The organism is Streptomyces sp. P1-3, from assembly GCF_050613155.1.
Lineage (GTDB): Bacteria > Actinomycetota > Actinomycetes > Streptomycetales > Streptomycetaceae > Streptomyces.
Map to the genome: position 1 here is coordinate 4977609 of NZ_CP192512.1, position 17397 is coordinate 4995005.

Consider the following 17397-nt stretch of genomic DNA (forward strand, 5'->3'; position numbering starts at 1 on the left):
GGCGCGTGGCGCGGGGGCCGGTGGGGGCGGGCCTAGATTCTGAGGACCGGGAGGAGTTCGGCGCAGCCCGTCGGCGGGAGCGGCGGCGCGCGGGGCGGCGCGGGGTGCGCTGTACGACCCGCGGGTACGGCGACGCGGGTGGCGGCCGGATGCGGCAGCGGGTCGGCGTGCGGGGTTCCGGTCACCGCGGCCTGCGTCCCGTCGCGGGCGGGATGGGGGACGTCGTCGCACTGGGCGGGCCGCCGCGACTGGGCGGTCACCTCGGCGTCGGCTCCGGCCGGGGCGGTGGTGCCGTCGGCCGGGCCCGTCCCCCGGTCGGCCGGGCCCGCTCCGGGCGTCCCGGCGGTAGGTGCGGCCGCCGTGCCGGCGGCCGTCCCGAAGGGGTCGGCGATGTGTGCGGTCGCGAAGACCGCGTCCCGATCGCCCGTGGCGGCGCCGGCCGGATGGGTGGCGAGCCCCGCGACGAACCCGGCGACGAGCGCGAGAAACAGCGTCACCATCCGGGAGGGGTGCGTCATCGAGCCGCGTGACGGCGTCATGCATCCCTCCCTTTAGGTGACTTTGGGCTGTCTGTCCGGCGAACGTAGGCGGTCCATGCTATGCGGAAGCGCCCTGGGCGACGTGGCCAGGCTACGCGCGTCAACAGTGGCAGCAAGTGGACACCTGTTCGTGTCGCGCGTCGCCGTTCGTCGTGCTCCGGCTGCGGTGTGTGCACGTGGAGGGCCGCCCGGGGTCGTCCGGGGGTAACTTGCTGCCAAGGGGAGCGCGCGCTCGTCGCGCGCGGACATCGCGGTGGTGCGAAGCATCCCACTTTGCCAAGTCGTTACCTCACGCCCCGCGTTGACTTCGTTGCCGTGTGCGAATTACTGTCGACATGGTTTTAGCTCGGAGATCGTCTCCCTTTGGGGCCAAGGAATTCCTCGGGCGGGGAGCCATAAGGCGCGTGCGGGAATGGCCCCAGCTGGGGTTTCACAGCAAACCTCGGTAATTGACAATTGTTCGCCGCGCCACCCAGGGGAAGCCATGGTTGCTCTGCCGATGACGTCCGAGCCCGCTCAGGGGAGTGCCGTGGCGGGCTTGGGAGCGCTCCCGGCGGAGCCCGGAGCCGCCGCGGCCTCGGACTACGTGGAGCGTGCCCTGCTGGCGGCGAGGGATCTGATCGAGTCCACCGTCAGCCGCCACCGCCGCGAACTCGCCCAGTCCGCCCTGGTGGGCGCCGTGCCCTCGGATGCCGTCGACCGCCTGGTGCGCGGCGCCACACAGAGCGTCAGCGCCGTCCTCGTCGGCGGTGAGCAGGAGGACGCCCTCTTCTCGGCGCTCGGCCGGCACACGAGGACCGGCCGGCACACGGGGACCGGCGGCGACCGGGTCGCCGTCAAGCTGCTGTGCGTACCCGGCGCGGCGCCCGCCACCCGTGCCCGCGCGCTGGCGAGCGGCGCCCCGGCGTGCGAGATCCGGGTGGCCGACAGCGACCTCCAGGAAGCGCTGCTGATCGACGGCCGCACGGCGTACGTGCGGCTGGGCGCCCAGCGGGCCGACCGCCACGCGTCCCTCGTCGAGGACGCGGCGACCGTCCAGGCCATGGAGCTGCTCTTCGCCGGGGCGTGGGGGAACGCCGTGGCTCTGGAGGAGTATCCGCAGCTCGGCGGACGGCTGTCCGCGGAGACCGCGCGACGCGTCGTGGAGTGTCTGCGCACCGGCCACACCGACGAGGTCGCGGCCCGCGAGATGCGGGTGTCGCTGCGCACCTACCGCCGCTACGTCGCCGAGCTCATGCGGGAACTGGGGGCGCATTCCCGGTTCCAGGCCGGGGTGCGAGCGGTGGAGCTGGGACTACTGCCGGGCCGGCACTGACCGAGCCGCCCGATGCCGACACCGACGCCACGAAGGCGGGGGGAATGAAGGAACGCACGCTGCCGGGCGGGGGCGGGCCGGCCCCCGCGGCCGACACCATCGACCGGACTCTGCGGGAGGTCCGTGCCCTGATCGAGTCCACCGTCGCGGAGCACCGCGCCCGCCGGAGCCGCGCGTCGCTGGTCACCGGGGTGGGGGTGGAGGAGGCCGCGATCCGGGCCGCCGCCGAGCAGGTGGCCGAGCAGGCCCGGCGGACGGTCGAGGTCGTCCTGCCCGCCGCGACCGGCCGGGTGGCGGCGGTGCACACCCTCCTCGCCCAGGTCGTGGCCGGGCTCGACCCCGCGATCGCGGTGCGGGTGCTGTGCACGCAGACGCCGCCCGACTGGGGCGGGCGCGGCGAGGTGCGCCATGCCAGGGTGCCGTTGCCCACCCTGGTGATCGCCGACAGGCGCTGCGCCCTGGTGTGCACGGACTCGGCCGCCAGTGGTCGCCGGACCGCCGTGGTGGCCGATCCGGCCGTGGTGCGTGCCCTGTTCTCGCTGTTCACCAGCGTCTGGGGCGGCGCCGTGCCCGCCACCGGGCCGTTCGACTTCGGCAGCCGGGCCCGCGCCGACATGGTGCGGCGCGTGCTGGAGCGGCTGCGGGACGGGGTCACCGACGAGGCCGCCGCTCGCGAACTGGCCGTCTCCGTACGCACCTATCGCCGCTACGTGACGGGCATCCTGGAAATGCTCGGGGCCAACTCCCGCTTCCAGGCCGGGGTGCGCGCCACCGAACTCGGCATTCTGCCCGGCCGCGGCTGATTCACCCGAATGTCTCGGCTCCCGCTCATTTCCGTTCGCATCGCCCGCATTGTGGACCGGCGCGCACGGGCGATAGGTTGCAGTCAGGCGTGCCGCAATCCGGCAACAGCCCGTAATGCAAGGGGATTTGAGCTATGACGGTGAGAGGCGCGACAGCGGTGCGGGGAAACGCCGGGAGAACGCCGGCACACGGCCGGAGAACCCGGGCCGACGTCCGGAAGGCGACGGGCCGGCGGGTGGCGCCGCGCGCCGCGACCCTGTCCCGTGCCGTGCTGCCCCCGCTCGTCCTGGGCGCCGTCCTGCTCCTCGCATGGGATCTGGCCACCCGCACCGGTGCGGTGTCCACGTACTTCCTGCCCACGCCATGGAGTCTGGCGGACTATTTCGTCGACGACCTCGTCCACGGCGCGCTGCTGGACTACACCGGAGAAACACTCTGGGAATCGGCGGTCGGCGGTGCCCTCGGCATAGCGGTGGCGCTTCCGCTCGGCTATCTCATAGCCCGCAGCGATATCGCGGCCGCCGCGCTCCAGCCTTATCTGGCGGCTTCGCAGGCGGTCCCGGCGGTGGCCCTCGCACCGATGCTCGCCCTCTGGTTCGGATACGGTCTGACGCCGATCGCGGTGCTGTGCGCGCTGTTGGTCTTCTTCCCCATTCTCGTCAACACCGTGCTGGGGCTGCGCTCCCTGGACCCGGAGGTGCTGGGCGCCGCGCGGGTGGACGGCGTGGGCTGGTGGGGAATGCTGCGGTACATCGAGTTCCCGCTCGCCCTGCCGAGCATTCTCGCCGGTGTCCGCAACGGTCTCACCCTGTCCATCACCGGCGCGGTGGTCGGGGAGTTCGTCATGGGCGGCGAGGGCCTGGGCATGCTGCTGACCGTGCAGCGCGACTCCTCCGACACCGTCGGCATGTTCAGCACGCTGCTGATGCTCTCCCTGCTCGCCGTCGGCCTCTACGGCGCGATCCGCCTGGTCGAGCGGTGCGTTCAGCGATAACCGATTCCCGAACGTCCCATCCATTGCACCCTCCCATCCTTTCCACCCTTCCTAAGGAGAAGCACGTGTCTTCCACACTGGGCACGGCCAAGCGACCGGTGCGCAGACGTCACGCCATAGGAGCGGCTCTGCTCGCGGTGACGGCGGTCGCCACGATGACCTCGTGCGCCGACGAGCCGGGGAAGACGGAGGGCAAAGGCGGCGACACGATCACCATGGGCCTGACGTACACGCCCAACATCCAGTTCGCGCCCTTCTACGTGGCCAAGGAGAAAGGCTTCTACGAGGACGCCGGGATCAACGTGGCCCTCCGCCACCACGGTCCCGCGGAGCAATTGTTCGGCGCGCTGAAGCAGGGCAAGGAAGACGTGGTCTACGCGGGTGGAGACGAGATGCTCCAGGCCCGCTCCCAGAACGTCCCGGTCGTGGACATCGCCACCATCTACCACAAGTACCCGGTGGCCCTGCTGGTGCCGGAGGACTCCGACATCCGTAAGCCCGAGGACCTCAAGGGCCGTACGATCGGCACCCCCGGTCCCTTCGGCGAGACGTATTTCGGACTGCTCGCCCTGCTGAAGGAGGGGGGACTCTCCGATAAGGACGCGAAGGTGAAGTACATCCAGTTCACCCAGCAGGCCGCGCTGAAGGGCGGACACGTCGACGGCGTCATGGGATACGTCAACAACGACGCCGTGACGTTCGAGGAGACCGGTACCCCGGTCCGCGCCATCGGCCTCTCGTCGGAGAACGGCGGTGAAGCCCTCGTCGGCCCGTCGCTCGGCGCCAAGCAGAGCACCCTGGACAAGCGAGGCGACGACATCGCGAAATTCGTGGACGCCTCGCTGCGCGGCATGCAGTACACGATCGACCACCCCGAAGAGGCGGTGAAGCTGAGCCAGAAGTACGTTCCGGTCCTCAGGAAGGAGGACAACAGGAAGAACGCGCTCGCCGTCCTCAAGGCCACCGAGCCGCTGATGCGCAACGACCACGGCGAGCTGGGCTACATCGACCCGCAGGCCTGGGGGCAGATGGCCGACTTCATGTACGAACAGGGGCTGCTGGACAAGCAGGTCCGGCCCGAGGACGGCTACGACGCGGACTACCTGCCCAAGTCCTGACCCGCGTCCTTTGGCCCAAGCCCCGGCTGGGGTCCCGCCCTTGCGGGCCACCGGTCCTCGTCGACGCGCGATCTCCCCCGGCAGTCGGTCATGCCGGGGCGATCCGCTCGCCGGTACGGGCCAGCCGCACGGTGATCGCTTCCGTCGGGCACAGCTCCGCCGCCTCGGTGAGGCGGGTGCGCGCATCCGCTCCGGCCGTGGGCCGGCGGGGGCGGGCCCGGCCGTCCTCGTCGAGTTCCATGTGGTCCGGCGCGGTGAGGGCGCACTGCCCACTGCCGACGCAGCGCCCGCGGTCCACGTGGACGGTCAGCTCGCCGTCGGCCTCCGCGGTCACCAGGCACCGTCCGCGGTCACCAGGCGACCTCCAGCCGCAGCGGGCTGCGGGTCCGCATGCCCCGACGCCACTCGATCGCGTCCATCGGCCCGGTCAGGCGCAGTCCCGGCATCCGGTGGGCGAGCCGGTGCAGCGCCAGCTCCATCGTCATCCGGGCCAGCCAGGCGCCCAGGCAGTGGTGCGGGCCCGCGCCGAAGGCGAGGCTCTGGGCGGGCAGAGGGCTGAACAGGCGGTCGGTGCCGGCGCAGAGGTCCGGGGCGAACACCTCCGGGTCCCTGCCGGCCGCCAGGATGTCCACGGCCAGCACGTCGCCCGCCGCCACGGCGACGCCGCCGATCTCGATGTCCGCCGTCGCCTGGCGGAGGATCCCGTCGCCCGCGGAGACGTCCACGCGGGGAATGAGCCGCAGCAGCTGCTCCACCAGCGGCGCGGCTCCCGCCTCGTCCTCGGTTCCGGCCTCGCTGAGCCGCCGCCACGCCTCCGGGGCCTCGTCGAGCAGATAGAGGATGCTGTTGCCCAGCGCCACCTGGGTCGTCTCCATCCCAGCCACCACCAGCACGCGGGCCAGCGAGACGAGTCGGGACTCGTCGATGCCGCCTGCCGCGCTCCCTGTGCCACTCTCCTCGTCCGCCGCGGCCACCAGGCCGCTGACGAGGTCGTCACCCGGGTCGGCCCGCCGGGCGGCGAGCAGCCCGGCCATGAAGGACCCGAACTCCGCCAGGGCCTCCTGCACCTCTTCGGGGGTGTACGCGCCCCGTGAGAGCGCCACGCTGCTCCAGCGGGACATGGCGGCGGTGTCATGTCCTTCGAGGGCCATGAGCCGACAGATGACCGTACTGGGCAGCGGTTCGACGAACCCCGCGATCAGGTCGGCCGGTGGCCCCTGCCGTTCCAGCTCGTCCAGGAGGTCTTCGACCACCGAGGCGACCCACGGGCGCCAGCGGGCGACGGCCCGCGGGGTGAACGCCCGCTGCACCGTCTGGCGCAGCCGGCGGTGCTCCTCACCGTCGAGGTTGAGCAGCGACGCCGGGTCGTCCAGGAAGCCCGGGGCCGTGGCCACAGGAGGGGCGCCGGGCGCGAACATCGACGCTCGGCCGATCCGGTGGTCGGTCAGCACGCGGCGTACGTCGGCGTATCGCGTCACCACCCATACGGGGACGCCGGTGGGCAGCCGCTCCCGCCGGGGCGGCCCGAGCGCGCGCAGGGGCGTCCGGTGCATCGGGGGCATGGGCGGCATGGGAGGCGTGGGGGAGGAGGGCGTGGACCTCGTGCCGGTCATGAGTCCTCCTCGACCGCTGGACACGCGGGGAACTGGAGAGCGGGAGCCCTGGAGATGCGGGGAGCCGGAGAGCGGGAGCCCTGGAGACGCGGGGAGCTGAGAGCTGGAGTCTTGGGACGCGGGGAGGTGGAGTGCTGGAGACGCGGGAGACGGCCGGGGCGCGCGATCGGCCCCACCCCACTTCTACGCGTTCCACGCGCCGGACCGGCCGCGGCGCACGCCGGGACACGGCGTGTCACTCCACCGGGACACGGTGGGTTACTCCACACAGGCGGGCGCGGCCCGGCGGTGCAGCACGGCCGCCACCGCGAAGGCCGCGCCCGCTCCGGCGGCGAGCGCCAGCCAGCCGCCCGCCGCCGACGTGTGCCCGATGACGAACAGGCCGAGCGGCGGACCGGAGGCCGTCCCCAGGTTCCAGGCCAGCGAGGCCAGGGCGCTCGCCCGGCCCACCGCGGCCTCGCCCGACCAGCGCAGCAGCAGCGGATAGAAGGCGGAGGAATACGTCAGCTCACCCGCCGCGAAGAGCGCCGCGAACGCCAGCAGCAGCCCGTACCGCACGGTCGGGCCGCCGCGGTCGCCGAGCACCGCCGCCAGCAGCCCGCAGCCGAAGGCCGCCGCCCACAGCACCGGACCCAGCGCCAGGGACGCGGTCTCCGGCAACCGCTCGAACCAGCGCCGCGCCAGCGGCTGGAGCGCCACCAGGGCGAAGGAGTTGGCGGCCACCACCGCACTCACCCAGCCCAGCGTCACTGCCATCCGGTCGTGCATCAGCAGCGGCACGGTGGCCTCGATCTGCGTGAAGCCGACGATGGCGAACAGGGCCTGGGCGAGGACGAGCAGGGCCATCGGACCTGTACGCAGCAGCGTGCGGTAGGTCGGCCCGGCCCCGTCGGGCGACCGCGGGACGGCGCCCCGCCCGGTGCGCGGGCGCAGCGCCCAGACCACGGCGACCAGCGGCAGGGCGGCGGCCGCGTTGGCGACGTACAGCCAGCGCAGCGTCGCGGCCGGGGTGCCGGCCCCGTGCAGCGCGAGCCCGCCGATCACCGAACCGGCCCCGATGCCGACGTTGTTGACGATGTGCCGGACCGTGAACGCGGTACGGCGCAGCCGCTCCGGCACCGCCGCGTCGACCACCCCGACGACGGCCGCGTAGAACAGCCCGAAGCCGACGCCGACGCAGGCGCCGGAGGCGAGCACCAGCGGGGTGGCTCCGGCGGGTGCCAGCAGCGCGTAGCCCACCCCGAGCGCCAGACCGCCCAGGGCCCCCACCCGGTGCGGCCCGGCCCGGTCGGCGAGCGGACCGCCGACCAGGGCGGCGGCGAAGCTGGCGGCCGCCATGGCGATGAAGTATCCGCTCGCGCCGCCCGAACCGAGCCCCAGCAGCTCGCTGACGTAGATGGCGGTGAACGGGAAGCACAGGCCGTTGCCCAGGCTGGACAGCAGCAGGCAGGCCATGAGCAGCGTGAACCGCCGCCCAGGCCGCTCGGGCAGTCCAGGCCGTCCGGGCCGCTCGGAGCCCGCTCCCGCGGACTCCGCGGTCACGGTCAACCCCCCAGCCCGTCCCGGATCTTCAGCAGCTCCTCGGCCTGCCGCAGGTCGTACGGCGCGGGCAGGGACAGCACGATGTGCACCGCGCCGGCCGCCACGAACCCCTCGACCAGCGGCAGTTGGCCCGGGTTGACCATCACGGTGCGGGCCACGGCGGCCGGGTCGCGGCCGACGTGCTCGCACCAGCGGTCCAGTACGCCGCTCAGCTCCCGGAACTCCGCGACCGGGTCCGCCGAGGCCCAGCCGTACCAGTTCCACCAGTCCGCTTCGCGCGCCACCAGCTCCAGGGTGCGCTTCCGCCCGGCGCCGCCGATCAGCAGCGGCAGCGGACCCGCCGGTCCCGGGTTGAGCGCGCCGAGCCGCTCCTTGACCGCCTGCACCGACGCCTCGAAGGCGTCCAGGCGCGCACGCGGTCCGGAGAAGGGCAGCCCGTACGCGGTGTGCTCGGCCTCGAACCAGCCCGCGCCGAGCCCCAGCACCAGCCGCCCGCCGCTGAGCTGGTCGACGGTCCGGGCCATGTCGGCGAGCACATGCGGGTTGCGGAACGCCGTACAGCTCACCAGCGGGCCGATGGCCGCCCGCCGGGTCTCCACCGCCATCGCGGACAGCAGCGACCAGCACTCGAAGTGGCGGCCCGCCGGATCGCCGGTGTGCGGCAGGAAGTGGTCCCAGGTCCAGATCGAGTCCATGCCCATCGCGTCGGCCTCCCGCCACGCGGCGCGCAGCGGGCCGATGTCGGTGTGCTGGGGATGGAGCTGTACGCCGACCCGCGGGCCGGACTGTCCTGGGGACACGGGGGACACGACTGCGGCACCTGCGCTTTCCGTACGGGGGCGGACTTCGGTCACGGCGTGACGACCACGCGGTAGACGGGCGTCTCCGCGGTCTGCCGGAGCGCCTTCTCGACCTCGTCGAGGGGGTAGCGGGCGGAGACCAGCGGCTCCAGGCGGGCGGTGAGCGCCCCGCCGCGCAGCAGCTCGGCCGCCGTACGCCAGTCCGCGGGCTCCTGGCTGTACGAGCCGGTGACGGTCAGCTGGCGGCGGTGCACCTCGTAGCCGGGCAGCTCGGCGGGCGGGCCGTCGGGGGAGCCGCCGAAGAGGACGATCCGGCCGCCGTCGGCGACGGCGGCCAGCGCGGTGGCGATCGACTCCCGGGAGGCGATGGTCACGAAGACGACGTCCGCGCGGGGTACTTCGGCGAGCCGGTCGGGGGTGACCGCGGCGTCCGGGCCCGCCGCCTCGATGGCCGCGCGGCGCTGTTCGTCGCGCTCGACGACCACCACGGAACGGGCCTGGAAGTGGCGGGCCAGAGCCAGGTGCAGATGGCCCATGTATCCCGCGCCGATGACGGTGACCCGGTCGCCCGCCTGGAAGCCGCCACGGCGCAGCGAGTGAACGACGCAGGCCAGCGGCTCGCCCATGGCGGCCAGTTCGGGTGCCGCGTCGCCGACGGACCACGCGTGCGCGGCGGGCACGCGAACGTATTCGGCCAGGCCCGCGCCCATGGTGATCGCCCCGTCGGCCCGCGTCCCGCCCTGGGGCGAGGCGCAGACGGCGGAGTCGCCGCCGCGGCAGCCGCGGCAGGCGCCGCAGCGGGTGAGCAGATCGACGGCGACCAGCTCGCCGACGACCGGCCCGTCCTCCAACTCGGCGGCCCGGGCGCCGACCCGCTCCACCCAGCCGGAGACCTCGTGGCCCGCGGCGGTGGGGTAGACCGGCATGCGACCCGCGTAGAGGTTGCCTTCCATGGTGCACAACCCGCAGGCGGCGACGCGCACGAGCACCTCGTCGTCCCCCACGTCCGGTACGGGTATGTCACGTAGGTCGACCTGGCCCGCTGCGGTGATCACAGCTGTGCGCATGCGAACTGCCTTCCGAATACACGATGTTGTGTCCGGAGGCTATGCCGGGCCGGTCGGCGAGGCAAGATCTTCGTCGGCCCTGGCGGGCCTCGGACCGGCGAGCCCGGCACGGGGCTCGCCCACCATGTCCACCACCTCAAATCCGCGCCCGACGCGTAGCGCACGCGACCTTGAGCCGGGCCACGTGGGAACGGAACTCAGACGAAGGGGGCGCCATCCCGCAGATATCGGGGCGCGCCCTTTGCGACTGCCTGGAGAGCTGCTTCGAACCTCTGACCCAGACGGCCTTCCAGGGCGATGCCGGCCTGGGCAGGGGTGGTGAAGCGCAGCTCGGACAGCTCCTCGTCGTGGGGACGTATCGCCGCGGCCTGGTCGTGGGTGAGGGTTCCGCCGTCGAAGATGAAGGCGATCTGGTCGTCCCAGGGGCCGTGGGGCGGTACCCAGTCGATCACGAGCAGGTGCAGTCGGATGATGTCGAGGCCCAGTTCTTCCTTGATTTCGCGCCGTGCCGTGTCGTCGGGGGCTTCGTTGGCTTCGGACATGCCGCCGGGGAGGTCCCATCCGGGCTTGTAGGTGGGGTTGACCAGCAGGATGTGGCCGTCCGGGTCGCGCAGGATGACATCGGCAGCGACGCGCTTTCGGGCCTGGGTGGCGTTGCCTTCGGCGAGGTAGGCGTTCCAGGCGGCGGGGTCTGCGGGGGTGGGCCTCATGAGGCGGTGCCTTTGCTGGGCGGCTGGATGATGTCGGCGAGCAGCAGCATTCTGGCGCGTCTGGCTTCATCGAAGCGGGTCAGGAGTTCCCGTACGGGCGGATGGCCGCAGTGGGTCTCCAGGAGCCGACGCAGGGCGTCGAGCTGCTGGACGACGCGGACGGAGCCGAGTGTGGGGTCGGCGGCGATCAGGTCATGGCCGACGGACACGGCGGCGTCCAGGTCTTGGCGGTCCAGGTGGATGCGGACCAGGGTGATGCGGCTCAAGGCGAGGGAGCGTGCCCGGCCGGACTCTCGTAGGACGATGGCGCGCTCGGCATGCCGCATGGCCTCGTCGTAGCGCCGCATGTCGCGCAGGACCAAGGCGGATTCGCTTGCCAGGGCGGCTGCGTCGAAGGGGCTGAGCCAGGGGTGCTCAGCTTCAGGGTCAGCCTCCAGTAATTGATGGGCCTGTTCGAGGGCACGGTCGGCTGGGTCGGGCTGGGAGGCGGCGGCCAGTGCGCGGGCCGACATGGTGTGAAGCCGGGCGGCGAGGGCGGGGACGCAGGGGCCTCGGCGGGCGTGGTCGAGGCCGGTGCGGGCCCAGTGGGCAGCGGGTGTTGGCGCCTAAGCCGTGCGTGAGGATGGCCGAATGGTCACGGTTCAGCCCCCTCGCCTGGCACTGCGCCGCTGGCGTGAAGAAGACGTCGCGCCGCTGGCGGCCATCAACGCCGACCCCGAGGTGATGCGCTGGGTCGGGGATGGTTCGACCCGGGATGAGGAGCAGACCCGCGCCGGCATCGAAGCGATGGAGCGGGAGTGGGAGGAGGAGGGCTTCGGGCTGTTCGCGGTCGAGATCCGGGCAACCGGTCGGCTGGCCGGATTTAGCGGCTTGTCAGTGCCCCGCTTCCTGCCCGAGGTGCTGCCGGCGGTCGAGGCGGGGTGGCGGCTGGGACAGGCCCTCTGGGGCAGAGGGCTGGCCAGCGAAGCTGGCTCCGAAGTGCTGTGCTTCGGGTTCCGCGATCGTGGACTGGAGAAGATCGTGAGCATCGCCCAGGTCGGTAATGCCGCCTCCGAGCGCATCATGGACAAACTGGGAATGCGCGTGGAGCGGGAGCTGGTGGATCCCACCTGCGGGCGACTGACCCGGGTCCACGCGATCACCAGGCTCGAGTACGACACGGCGTAGTCGCCATGGCGGTCGCGGGAGGCTCTAGCCGCGCCCCGCGCCCTGACTGCCGCCGTGTTGCCCGCGGTACGTGATCCAGATGATCGCCGCGCCCGCCGCCGAGACGACCGCTCCCACGACCGCCGCGACGTGCATGGCCTCGATGAACGCGGAGTCGGCGAAGGCGGACAGCCGGGGCAGGTCCTGGTGGGCGGCGACGAGGCGGGTGGATTCGGCTGATTCGCGGGCCGTGTCGGCGGCCTGTGGGGGCAGGCCGGTCAGCTTCGGGGTGATCTCGTCGCGGTAGACGCTGGTGAGGACGGAGCCGAGGACGGCCACGCCGAGGACGCCGCCGACCTGCCGCATGGAGTTGTTGACGGCGGAACCGGCGCCGGTGCGGTCGGCGGGCAGGACGGACATGATGGCCTCGGTGGTGGGGGCGACGGCGGCGCCCATGCCCAGGCCTTGCAGGACCACGAAGAGCCAGAAGAGGGGGAGTCCGCTGCGCTCGTCGAGGAAGACGTAGCCGCAGAACCCGGTGGCGGCGATGAGCATGGCGGTGGTGACCACCGGCCCGACCCCGAACCGCTTGACGAGCACGGCCGAGACCGGGGCGCCCAGCAGGACCCCGGCCGCGATGGGGGCGAGGGCGAGCCCGCAGGTCAGCGGGGACTGGTCGTGTACGCCCTGGAGATAGAAACTCGTGTAGTACATGCAGCCGTTGAGGCCGAAGAAGACGAGCATGACGGCGACGCTGGCGCCGGTGAAGCGGGTGTTGCGGAACAGCCTCACGTCGAAGCTGGGGTTGGCGACGCGGAGTTCGACGATGACGAAGACGGCTATCAGCAGCGTTCCGCCGGACAGGGACATGAGGATGGGCGGATCGGTCCAGTCGTTGCGGTGGCCGCCCTCGATGATGCCCCAGACGACGGCGAACAGGCCCGCGGTGGAGAGCACGACTCCCAGCGGGTCGAACTTCTGCCTGACCTTGGTGGCGGCCCCGGGCAGGAAGGCCAGCGAGCCGGCCAGGCACAGCACCACGATGGGGACGTTGACGAGGAAGACCGAGCCCCACCAGAAGTGGTCGAGCAGCGCGCCGCCGAGCATCGGTCCCGTGGCGATGGCCAGTCCGCTGGAGCCGGACCAGATGGCGATGGCGGTGGCGCGGTGCCGCTCGTCGAAGACCTGGGCTATCAGCGCCAGGGTGGCGGGCATGATCAGGGCGCTGCCGACCCCCATCGCCCCGCGCGCGACGATGAGTTCGGTGGCCGAGTCGGCGTAGGCGGCCCAGGCCGAGGCGGCGCCGAAGCCGAGCATGCCGGTGAGCAGCAGGGTGCGGTGGCCGTAGCGGTCGGCGAGCACCCCGCCGGTGAACAGCAGCACCGCGAAGACCAGCGTGTAGGAACTTATGCTCCACTGAAGCTGGTTGGGGCTGGCGCCGAGCCCCGCCGACGGGTCGGCGAGGGTTTTGAGCGCCACGTTGAGAACGGTGTTATCCAGCCAAACGGCCAGTTGTGCCAGGACCAGCACCGAAAGCGCGAGCCATTGGCGGCCGGTGGGGGGCCCGGAGGAATCGTCGGGAGCGGCGGAGGAGGAGGGCGCGGTGTGCTGTGCGGCCATGTGTGCAGCGCCTTTCGGGGACCACGGGCGGTGCGGTCCGTGTCGTACGACAAGGGATGGCTAGCTGGCGCAACGAGAAGTTACCGGCAGTCAAGGGAGCGGGGGCGGCTTCATGGAAACGTCCCGGCCTGTCGCGAACTGCCCTGATGATTATGATCTTCCTTGCCCGCAGGCACATGTGCTGGTTATGGTGCGTTGGCATTGGCGGGGGCTGATCGCTGTTCTGCAAAAGGCAACAGGGGGTGCCCTTTGAGCCATTTCGGAATGCAACCAGGTGATTCCGGGCGCCATGGCGAGGGATCGGGGGCGGCGGCCGTCGCCGGACCGGGTGGCACCCGCGGTATCGCACCTGCCGGTTTCTCCGGTCAGGGCACATCTGCCGGTTTCGCCGGTCAGGGCACACCCGCCGGTTTCTCCGGCCAGGATTCCGCCGACAGCCTCGAAGCCGCCCTCGGCCAGGCCCTGGTGCTGCTGGAGTCGGCGGTCCACCACCACCGCCGCAGCACCCTCGCCTGTGTGACCGCGGACCTGCCGGTGGACGGCGAGGCGGTCGCGGGCTGGGTGGCCCGGCTGGTGCTGAGGGCCGAGCGGGACGTCATCTGGAGCCTGCCCGAGGTCGCCTCCGAAGCGCACGGCAGGCTCATCGCGCAGACGCTGACGCAACTCGCGGCCAAGGGCGTGCGTACCCGGATGCTCTGCCCGCCGCCGGTGATCCGCGGCGCGCTGTGGGCTCGTACCGTCGGCGCGTTAGGGGAGGGAGTAGAGGTACGGATCTCCCGGGCGGCCCGCCAGGAACTGGTCGTCGTCGACGCCGCCGCCGTCATAGCGCCCGACGCCGCCTCAGGCGAGCCGAGCGCCCTCCAGGCGTCCCAGCTGCCGCATCCGTCCCAGGCGTCCCAGCCGCCGCACCCGTCCCAGGCGGCCCAGGTATCCACGGGCTCCACGGGTTCCACGGGTTCCACGGGCTCGATGATCCAGAACTCCACCGTCGCCGGCATGGTGCACCACCTGCTCGACGGCATGTGGGCCACCGCCCAGCGCCCCACCCGGCTGTCCTTCGAAGGGGGCGCCCGCGGCCGCGTCCTGCGGGAAGTGCTCAGCCTCATGGCCAATGGGTACAAGGACGACGCCGCCGCCCGGAAACTGGGCCTTTCCGTGCGCACTTACCGGCGTTACGTCGCCGACATCATGCGCGACCTCCAGGTGGACTCCCGGTTCCAGGCCGGCGTACGCGCCGTACGCTGCGGCCTGATGGAGCCGGACGGTGGGTGAGCCGCATCACTCCCATGCAGGTCCATGACACCCCGAGTCAACGGTCGTTGACCACGTCAAGGGGTGTGACAGGTAGTGGACTCCGGCCTTGTAGCGGCAGTTGCCCGCCACCTAGCGTCATGGCCGTTCGTCGGAAACTCCCCCGCCGATTGGTTCATGACGAAACAAGGAGGTGTGCGGCCCATGACCGCCATCGTCGAAGAGCGCCGGCAAGCCATCAAGGAAATCGTCATCGACATCCTTGAGATCGAGGCCGATGAGGTCACGGAGACGAGCCTCTTCAAGGAGGAGCACGACGCCGACTCGCTGCGCGCCATTGAAATCCTGGCGGCGCTGGAGAAGGAGTTCAATGTCGTGATCAATCAGTCCGAACTGGGACGCATGGTCAATCTCAAGGGAGTCTACGAGGTCGTCGCCGAAGCGGCCGGCTGGTAATCGGCGAACTCGGCTTCACTTCCAGGAGACAGGCAGCCATGCGAGAGACGTCGGCCCGCAGAGTCGTGATCACGGGACTCGGAACGGTGTCCAGCATCGGCGTGGGCACCGCGGACTTCCTTGTCGGGCTACGCGCCGGGAAATCCGCCGCGAAGCCCATCACCGCTTTCGACACCGACGGCTTCGAGCACGCCATCGGGTGCGAGATCACGGACTTCGACCCCGGCGGGTGGATCCGGCACCTCGATGTGCGCACCCTCGGCCGCGCGAGCCAGTTCTCGGTCGCGGCGGCACGCATGGCGGCGACCGACGCCGGACTCTCCGAGGAGGACCTGCGGGACGCCGCCTGCCTCGTCTCCATCGGCACCACCGACGGCGAGTCGCGCGACCTGGACCACCTCACCGAGATCGCCGTACGGCAGGGCCCCGAGAAGATGGACGCCGTCATCGCCCGCCGCGTCCCCGCCGGCCGGCTCTCGGCCGCGATCGCCCAGGAGTTCGGCCTGCGCCGGGTCGAGGCCGTGACCTTGCCCACCGCGTGCGCGGCCGGAAACTACGCCATCGGGTACGGATTCGACGCGATCCGCGCCGGGGACGTCGAGTACGCCCTGTGCGGCGGCGCCGACGCCCTGTGCCGCAAGACGTTCACCGGCTTCTACCGGCTGGGTACCATCGCCCCCGAGCGCTGCCAGCCCTTCGACATCGACCGCAAGGGCATCCTCACCGGCGAAGGCGCGGGCGTCCTGCTCATGGAGTCGCTGGAGTCCGCCCTCGCCCGCGGCGCCCGGATCTACGCCGAGGTCCTCGGCTACGGACTGAACTGCGACGCCTCCCACCCCGTCGCCCCCAACCAGGACAGCGTCGCCCGCTGTATGCGGCTGGCCCTGGACGACGCCGGAGTCGAGCCCGCCGAGGTCGACTTCATCTCCGCGCACGGCACCGGCACCAAGGCCAACGACGTCACCGAGGCCGGCGCGATCCGCCAGGTCTTCGGCGACCAGGCCCCGCCGCGCACCGTCTCCCTCAAGTCGATGCTCGGCCACAGCATGGGCGCCGCCAGCGCCCTGGCCTCCATCGGCTGCGCGCTGGCGCTCAGCGAGGGCTTCATCCCCCCCACCGTCAACCACGTCCGCACCGACCCGGAATGCGGCCTGGACTGCGTACCGAACCACGCCGTCGACGCGGACCTGAAAGTGGTCCAGAACAACGGCCTGGCCTTCGGCGGCAACAACGCCGTCGTCATCTTCGGCGCGTGGCAGCGCGAGCGGGTGGAGGCACCGGCGTGAGCCAGCTGATCACCGGCGCCGGTGCCGTGGTGAGCGTCGGCGACGACATCGACGAGATCTTCCGGGCCCTGTGCGCGGGCACCACCGGGCTGGCCGGACTGCGCGGCTTCGACCGCACCAGGTACCGGACCCGCAACGCCTACGAGATCGACGACCGGCCCGGCGACGGCGACGTCCCCGGCCGCGCCACCGCCTGGCTGCTGCGCGCCGTCGAACAGGCCGCCGAGCAGGCCGGCCTCGGCGACGACCTCAGCGGCGTACCGATCCTCGTCGGAACCGGCCTGCGCGAGCTGCGCTCGATCGAACTCGCCCACCGCGACGGCGCCGACTTCGGCCTCGACCGGCTGCACTTCGGCACCGCGCTACGGGAACGATTCGGCGCCGCCCGCACCTACACCTTCTCCGGCGCCTGCTCCGCGTCCCTGTACGCCCTGGCCATGGCCTCCGACCTGATCGCCTCCGGCGCCGAGGACCACGTGGTCGTGGCGGGCGTCGACACGCTCACCGAGAGCATGTACGGGCTGCTGGACCGGGTGCACATGGACCCGCCGGAGCGCGTCCAGCCCTTCGACCGCGACCGCCGCGGCGTGCTGATGGGCGACGGGGCGGCCGCCGTGGTGCTGCGCCGCGAGACGCCCGAGGCCGCCCGGGGCGCCCTCGGCAGGCTGCGCGCCGTCAGCATGAACTGCGACGCGCACCATGTCACCGCCCCCGACCCGGAAGGGATCGCCGAAGCGGTCCGCGACGCCCAGCGCCAGGCGGGCGTCAAACCCGGGGACATCGACCTGGTGCTGCTGCACGGCACCGGCACGCTGCTGAACGACGAGGCCGAGGCCACCGCCATCGCCGAGGTCTTCGGCACGGACGTCACGGCCCCGCTGATGACCGCCATCAAGTCCATGACCGGACACACCTCCGGCAGCGCCGGCCTGGTCAGCCTGATCGTCGCCCTGCGGGCGATGGCCTCGGGCCGGGTGCCGCCCACCGTGGGCCTGGCCGACCCGGTCGACGAGGCCGCTGGCTTCCGGTTCGCCACCGGCCGGGTCGAGGGCGCGGACATCGGCGTCGCGCAGATCGACGCGTTCGGCTTCGGCGGCGTCAACGCGGTCGCCATAGTGGAGAGGGCGGGGCGTTGA

The 17397-nt window shown here is 72.0% G+C and carries 18 protein-coding genes; 9 read left to right on the top strand and 9 right to left on the bottom strand.

Features of this window, described 5'->3' with window-relative positions; translation table 11 throughout:
* Positions 1-32: 32 nt before the first annotated feature.
* A complete protein-coding gene (locus ACQUSR_RS21570) occupies positions 33-539 on the bottom strand; it encodes a hypothetical protein (RefSeq protein ID WP_431044231.1) in 507 nt (168 codons plus the stop codon).
* Positions 540-1068: 529 nt separating this feature from the next.
* On the opposite strand from ACQUSR_RS21570, the gene ACQUSR_RS21575 reads away from it, so the two are divergent.
* The 4 genes from ACQUSR_RS21575 (at position 1069) to ACQUSR_RS21590 (ending at position 4770) form a co-directional block, all read left to right on the top strand.
* Positions 1069-1854, top strand: a complete 786-nt coding sequence (locus ACQUSR_RS21575) for a helix-turn-helix transcriptional regulator (RefSeq protein ID WP_431044232.1) — start codon at positions 1069-1071, stop codon at positions 1852-1854.
* A gap of 44 nt (positions 1855-1898) precedes the next feature.
* Complete coding sequence (locus ACQUSR_RS21580) at positions 1899-2657, top strand: DNA-binding response regulator (RefSeq protein ID WP_431044234.1); 759 nt, start codon at positions 1899-1901, stop codon at positions 2655-2657.
* A gap of 413 nt (positions 2658-3070) precedes the next feature.
* Complete coding sequence (locus tag ACQUSR_RS21585; protein WP_431047761.1) at positions 3071-3652, top strand: ABC transporter permease; 582 nt, start codon at positions 3071-3073, stop codon at positions 3650-3652.
* 65 nt (positions 3653-3717) lie between these two features.
* Positions 3718-4770, top strand: a complete 1053-nt coding sequence (locus ACQUSR_RS21590; RefSeq protein WP_431044235.1) for an ABC transporter substrate-binding protein — start codon at positions 3718-3720, stop codon at positions 4768-4770.
* Between the two features lie 88 nt (positions 4771-4858).
* Here the strand turns inward: ACQUSR_RS21590 and ACQUSR_RS21595 are convergent, their stop codons facing one another.
* From ACQUSR_RS21595 to ACQUSR_RS21625, 7 genes are all read right to left on the bottom strand, one after another.
* Positions 4859-5104, bottom strand: a complete 246-nt coding sequence (locus tag ACQUSR_RS21595) for a ferredoxin (RefSeq protein WP_431044236.1) — start codon at positions 5102-5104, stop codon at positions 4859-4861.
* Between the two features lie 16 nt (positions 5105-5120).
* On the bottom strand, positions 5121-6383 hold the full coding sequence (locus ACQUSR_RS21600) for a cytochrome P450 (protein ID WP_431044237.1): 1263 nt from the start codon (positions 6381-6383) through the stop codon (positions 5121-5123).
* A 258-nt stretch (positions 6384-6641) separates the two neighbouring features.
* A complete protein-coding gene (locus tag ACQUSR_RS21605; RefSeq protein WP_431044238.1) occupies positions 6642-7925 on the bottom strand; it encodes an MFS transporter in 1284 nt (427 codons plus the stop codon).
* Positions 7926-7927: 2 nt separating this feature from the next.
* Positions 7928-8734: an LLM class F420-dependent oxidoreductase gene (locus tag ACQUSR_RS21610; RefSeq protein WP_431044239.1), complete on the bottom strand. Its 807-nt coding sequence runs from the start codon at positions 8732-8734 to the stop codon at positions 7928-7930.
* Between the two features lie 41 nt (positions 8735-8775).
* Positions 8776-9792 carry a zinc-dependent alcohol dehydrogenase gene (locus tag ACQUSR_RS21615; RefSeq protein WP_431044240.1) on the bottom strand — a complete coding sequence of 339 codons (1017 nt, stop codon included), beginning with the start codon at positions 9790-9792 and terminating at the stop codon, positions 8776-8778.
* Positions 9793-9989: 197 nt separating this feature from the next.
* The gene (locus ACQUSR_RS21620) at positions 9990-10502 is read right to left on the bottom strand and encodes an NUDIX domain-containing protein (RefSeq protein ID WP_431044241.1); all 513 of its coding nucleotides are present in this window, start codon (positions 10500-10502) and stop codon (positions 9990-9992) included.
* A complete protein-coding gene (locus tag ACQUSR_RS21625) occupies positions 10499-11014 on the bottom strand; it encodes a hypothetical protein (protein WP_431044242.1) in 516 nt (171 codons plus the stop codon). Before ACQUSR_RS21625 ends, ACQUSR_RS21620 begins: the two co-directional genes overlap by 4 nt.
* A gap of 118 nt (positions 11015-11132) precedes the next feature.
* Between ACQUSR_RS21625 and ACQUSR_RS21630 the strand changes: the two genes are divergently transcribed.
* Complete coding sequence (locus ACQUSR_RS21630) at positions 11133-11669, top strand: GNAT family N-acetyltransferase (RefSeq protein ID WP_431044243.1); 537 nt, start codon at positions 11133-11135, stop codon at positions 11667-11669.
* 24 nt (positions 11670-11693) lie between these two features.
* On the opposite strand, the gene ACQUSR_RS21635 is transcribed toward ACQUSR_RS21630, so the two are convergent.
* A complete protein-coding gene (locus ACQUSR_RS21635; RefSeq protein ID WP_431044244.1) occupies positions 11694-13268 on the bottom strand; it encodes an MFS transporter in 1575 nt (524 codons plus the stop codon).
* Positions 13269-13532: 264 nt separating this feature from the next.
* Between ACQUSR_RS21635 and ACQUSR_RS21640 the strand changes: the two genes are divergently transcribed.
* The 4 genes from ACQUSR_RS21640 to ACQUSR_RS21655 all read left to right on the top strand — a co-directional run bounded on the left by ACQUSR_RS21640 (position 13533) and on the right by ACQUSR_RS21655 (position 17397).
* The gene (locus ACQUSR_RS21640) at positions 13533-14540 is read left to right on the top strand and encodes a response regulator transcription factor (RefSeq protein WP_431044245.1); all 1008 of its coding nucleotides are present in this window, start codon (positions 13533-13535) and stop codon (positions 14538-14540) included.
* A 183-nt stretch (positions 14541-14723) separates the two neighbouring features.
* Positions 14724-14975, top strand: coding sequence for an acyl carrier protein (locus tag ACQUSR_RS21645; protein WP_431044246.1), 252 nt, complete (start codon positions 14724-14726; stop codon positions 14973-14975).
* A 38-nt stretch (positions 14976-15013) separates the two neighbouring features.
* Positions 15014-16261 carry a beta-ketoacyl-[acyl-carrier-protein] synthase family protein gene (locus tag ACQUSR_RS21650; RefSeq protein ID WP_431044247.1) on the top strand — a complete coding sequence of 416 codons (1248 nt, stop codon included), beginning with the start codon at positions 15014-15016 and terminating at the stop codon, positions 16259-16261.
* Complete coding sequence (locus ACQUSR_RS21655; protein WP_431044248.1) at positions 16258-17397, top strand: beta-ketoacyl-[acyl-carrier-protein] synthase family protein; 1140 nt, start codon at positions 16258-16260, stop codon at positions 17395-17397. Before ACQUSR_RS21650 ends, ACQUSR_RS21655 begins: the two co-directional genes overlap by 4 nt.

Excerpts from the sequence above, each read along its gene's own strand:
- ACQUSR_RS21645 (WP_431044246.1), top strand. The coding sequence starts at position 14,724 with ATGACCGCCATCGTCGAAGAGCGCCGGCAAGCCATCAAGGAAATCGTC.
- ACQUSR_RS21570 (WP_431044231.1), bottom strand. The coding sequence starts at position 539 with ATGACGCCGTCACGCGGCTCGATGACGCACCCCTCCCGGATGGTGACG.
- ACQUSR_RS21630 (WP_431044243.1), top strand. The coding sequence starts at position 11,133 with ATGGTCACGGTTCAGCCCCCTCGCCTGGCACTGCGCCGCTGGCGTGAA.
- ACQUSR_RS21615 (WP_431044240.1), bottom strand. The coding sequence starts at position 9,792 with ATGCGCACAGCTGTGATCACCGCAGCGGGCCAGGTCGACCTACGTGAC.
- ACQUSR_RS21580 (WP_431044234.1), top strand. The coding sequence starts at position 1,899 with ATGAAGGAACGCACGCTGCCGGGCGGGGGCGGGCCGGCCCCCGCGGCC.
- ACQUSR_RS21635 (WP_431044244.1), bottom strand. The coding sequence starts at position 13,268 with ATGGCCGCACAGCACACCGCGCCCTCCTCCTCCGCCGCTCCCGACGAT.
- ACQUSR_RS21620 (WP_431044241.1), bottom strand. The coding sequence starts at position 10,502 with ATGAGGCCCACCCCCGCAGACCCCGCCGCCTGGAACGCCTACCTCGCC.
- ACQUSR_RS21625 (WP_431044242.1), bottom strand. The coding sequence starts at position 11,014 with ATGTCGGCCCGCGCACTGGCCGCCGCCTCCCAGCCCGACCCAGCCGAC.
- ACQUSR_RS21650 (WP_431044247.1), top strand. The coding sequence starts at position 15,014 with ATGCGAGAGACGTCGGCCCGCAGAGTCGTGATCACGGGACTCGGAACG.
- ACQUSR_RS21640 (WP_431044245.1), top strand. The coding sequence starts at position 13,533 with ATGCAACCAGGTGATTCCGGGCGCCATGGCGAGGGATCGGGGGCGGCG.
- ACQUSR_RS21600 (WP_431044237.1), bottom strand. The coding sequence starts at position 6,383 with ATGACCGGCACGAGGTCCACGCCCTCCTCCCCCACGCCTCCCATGCCG.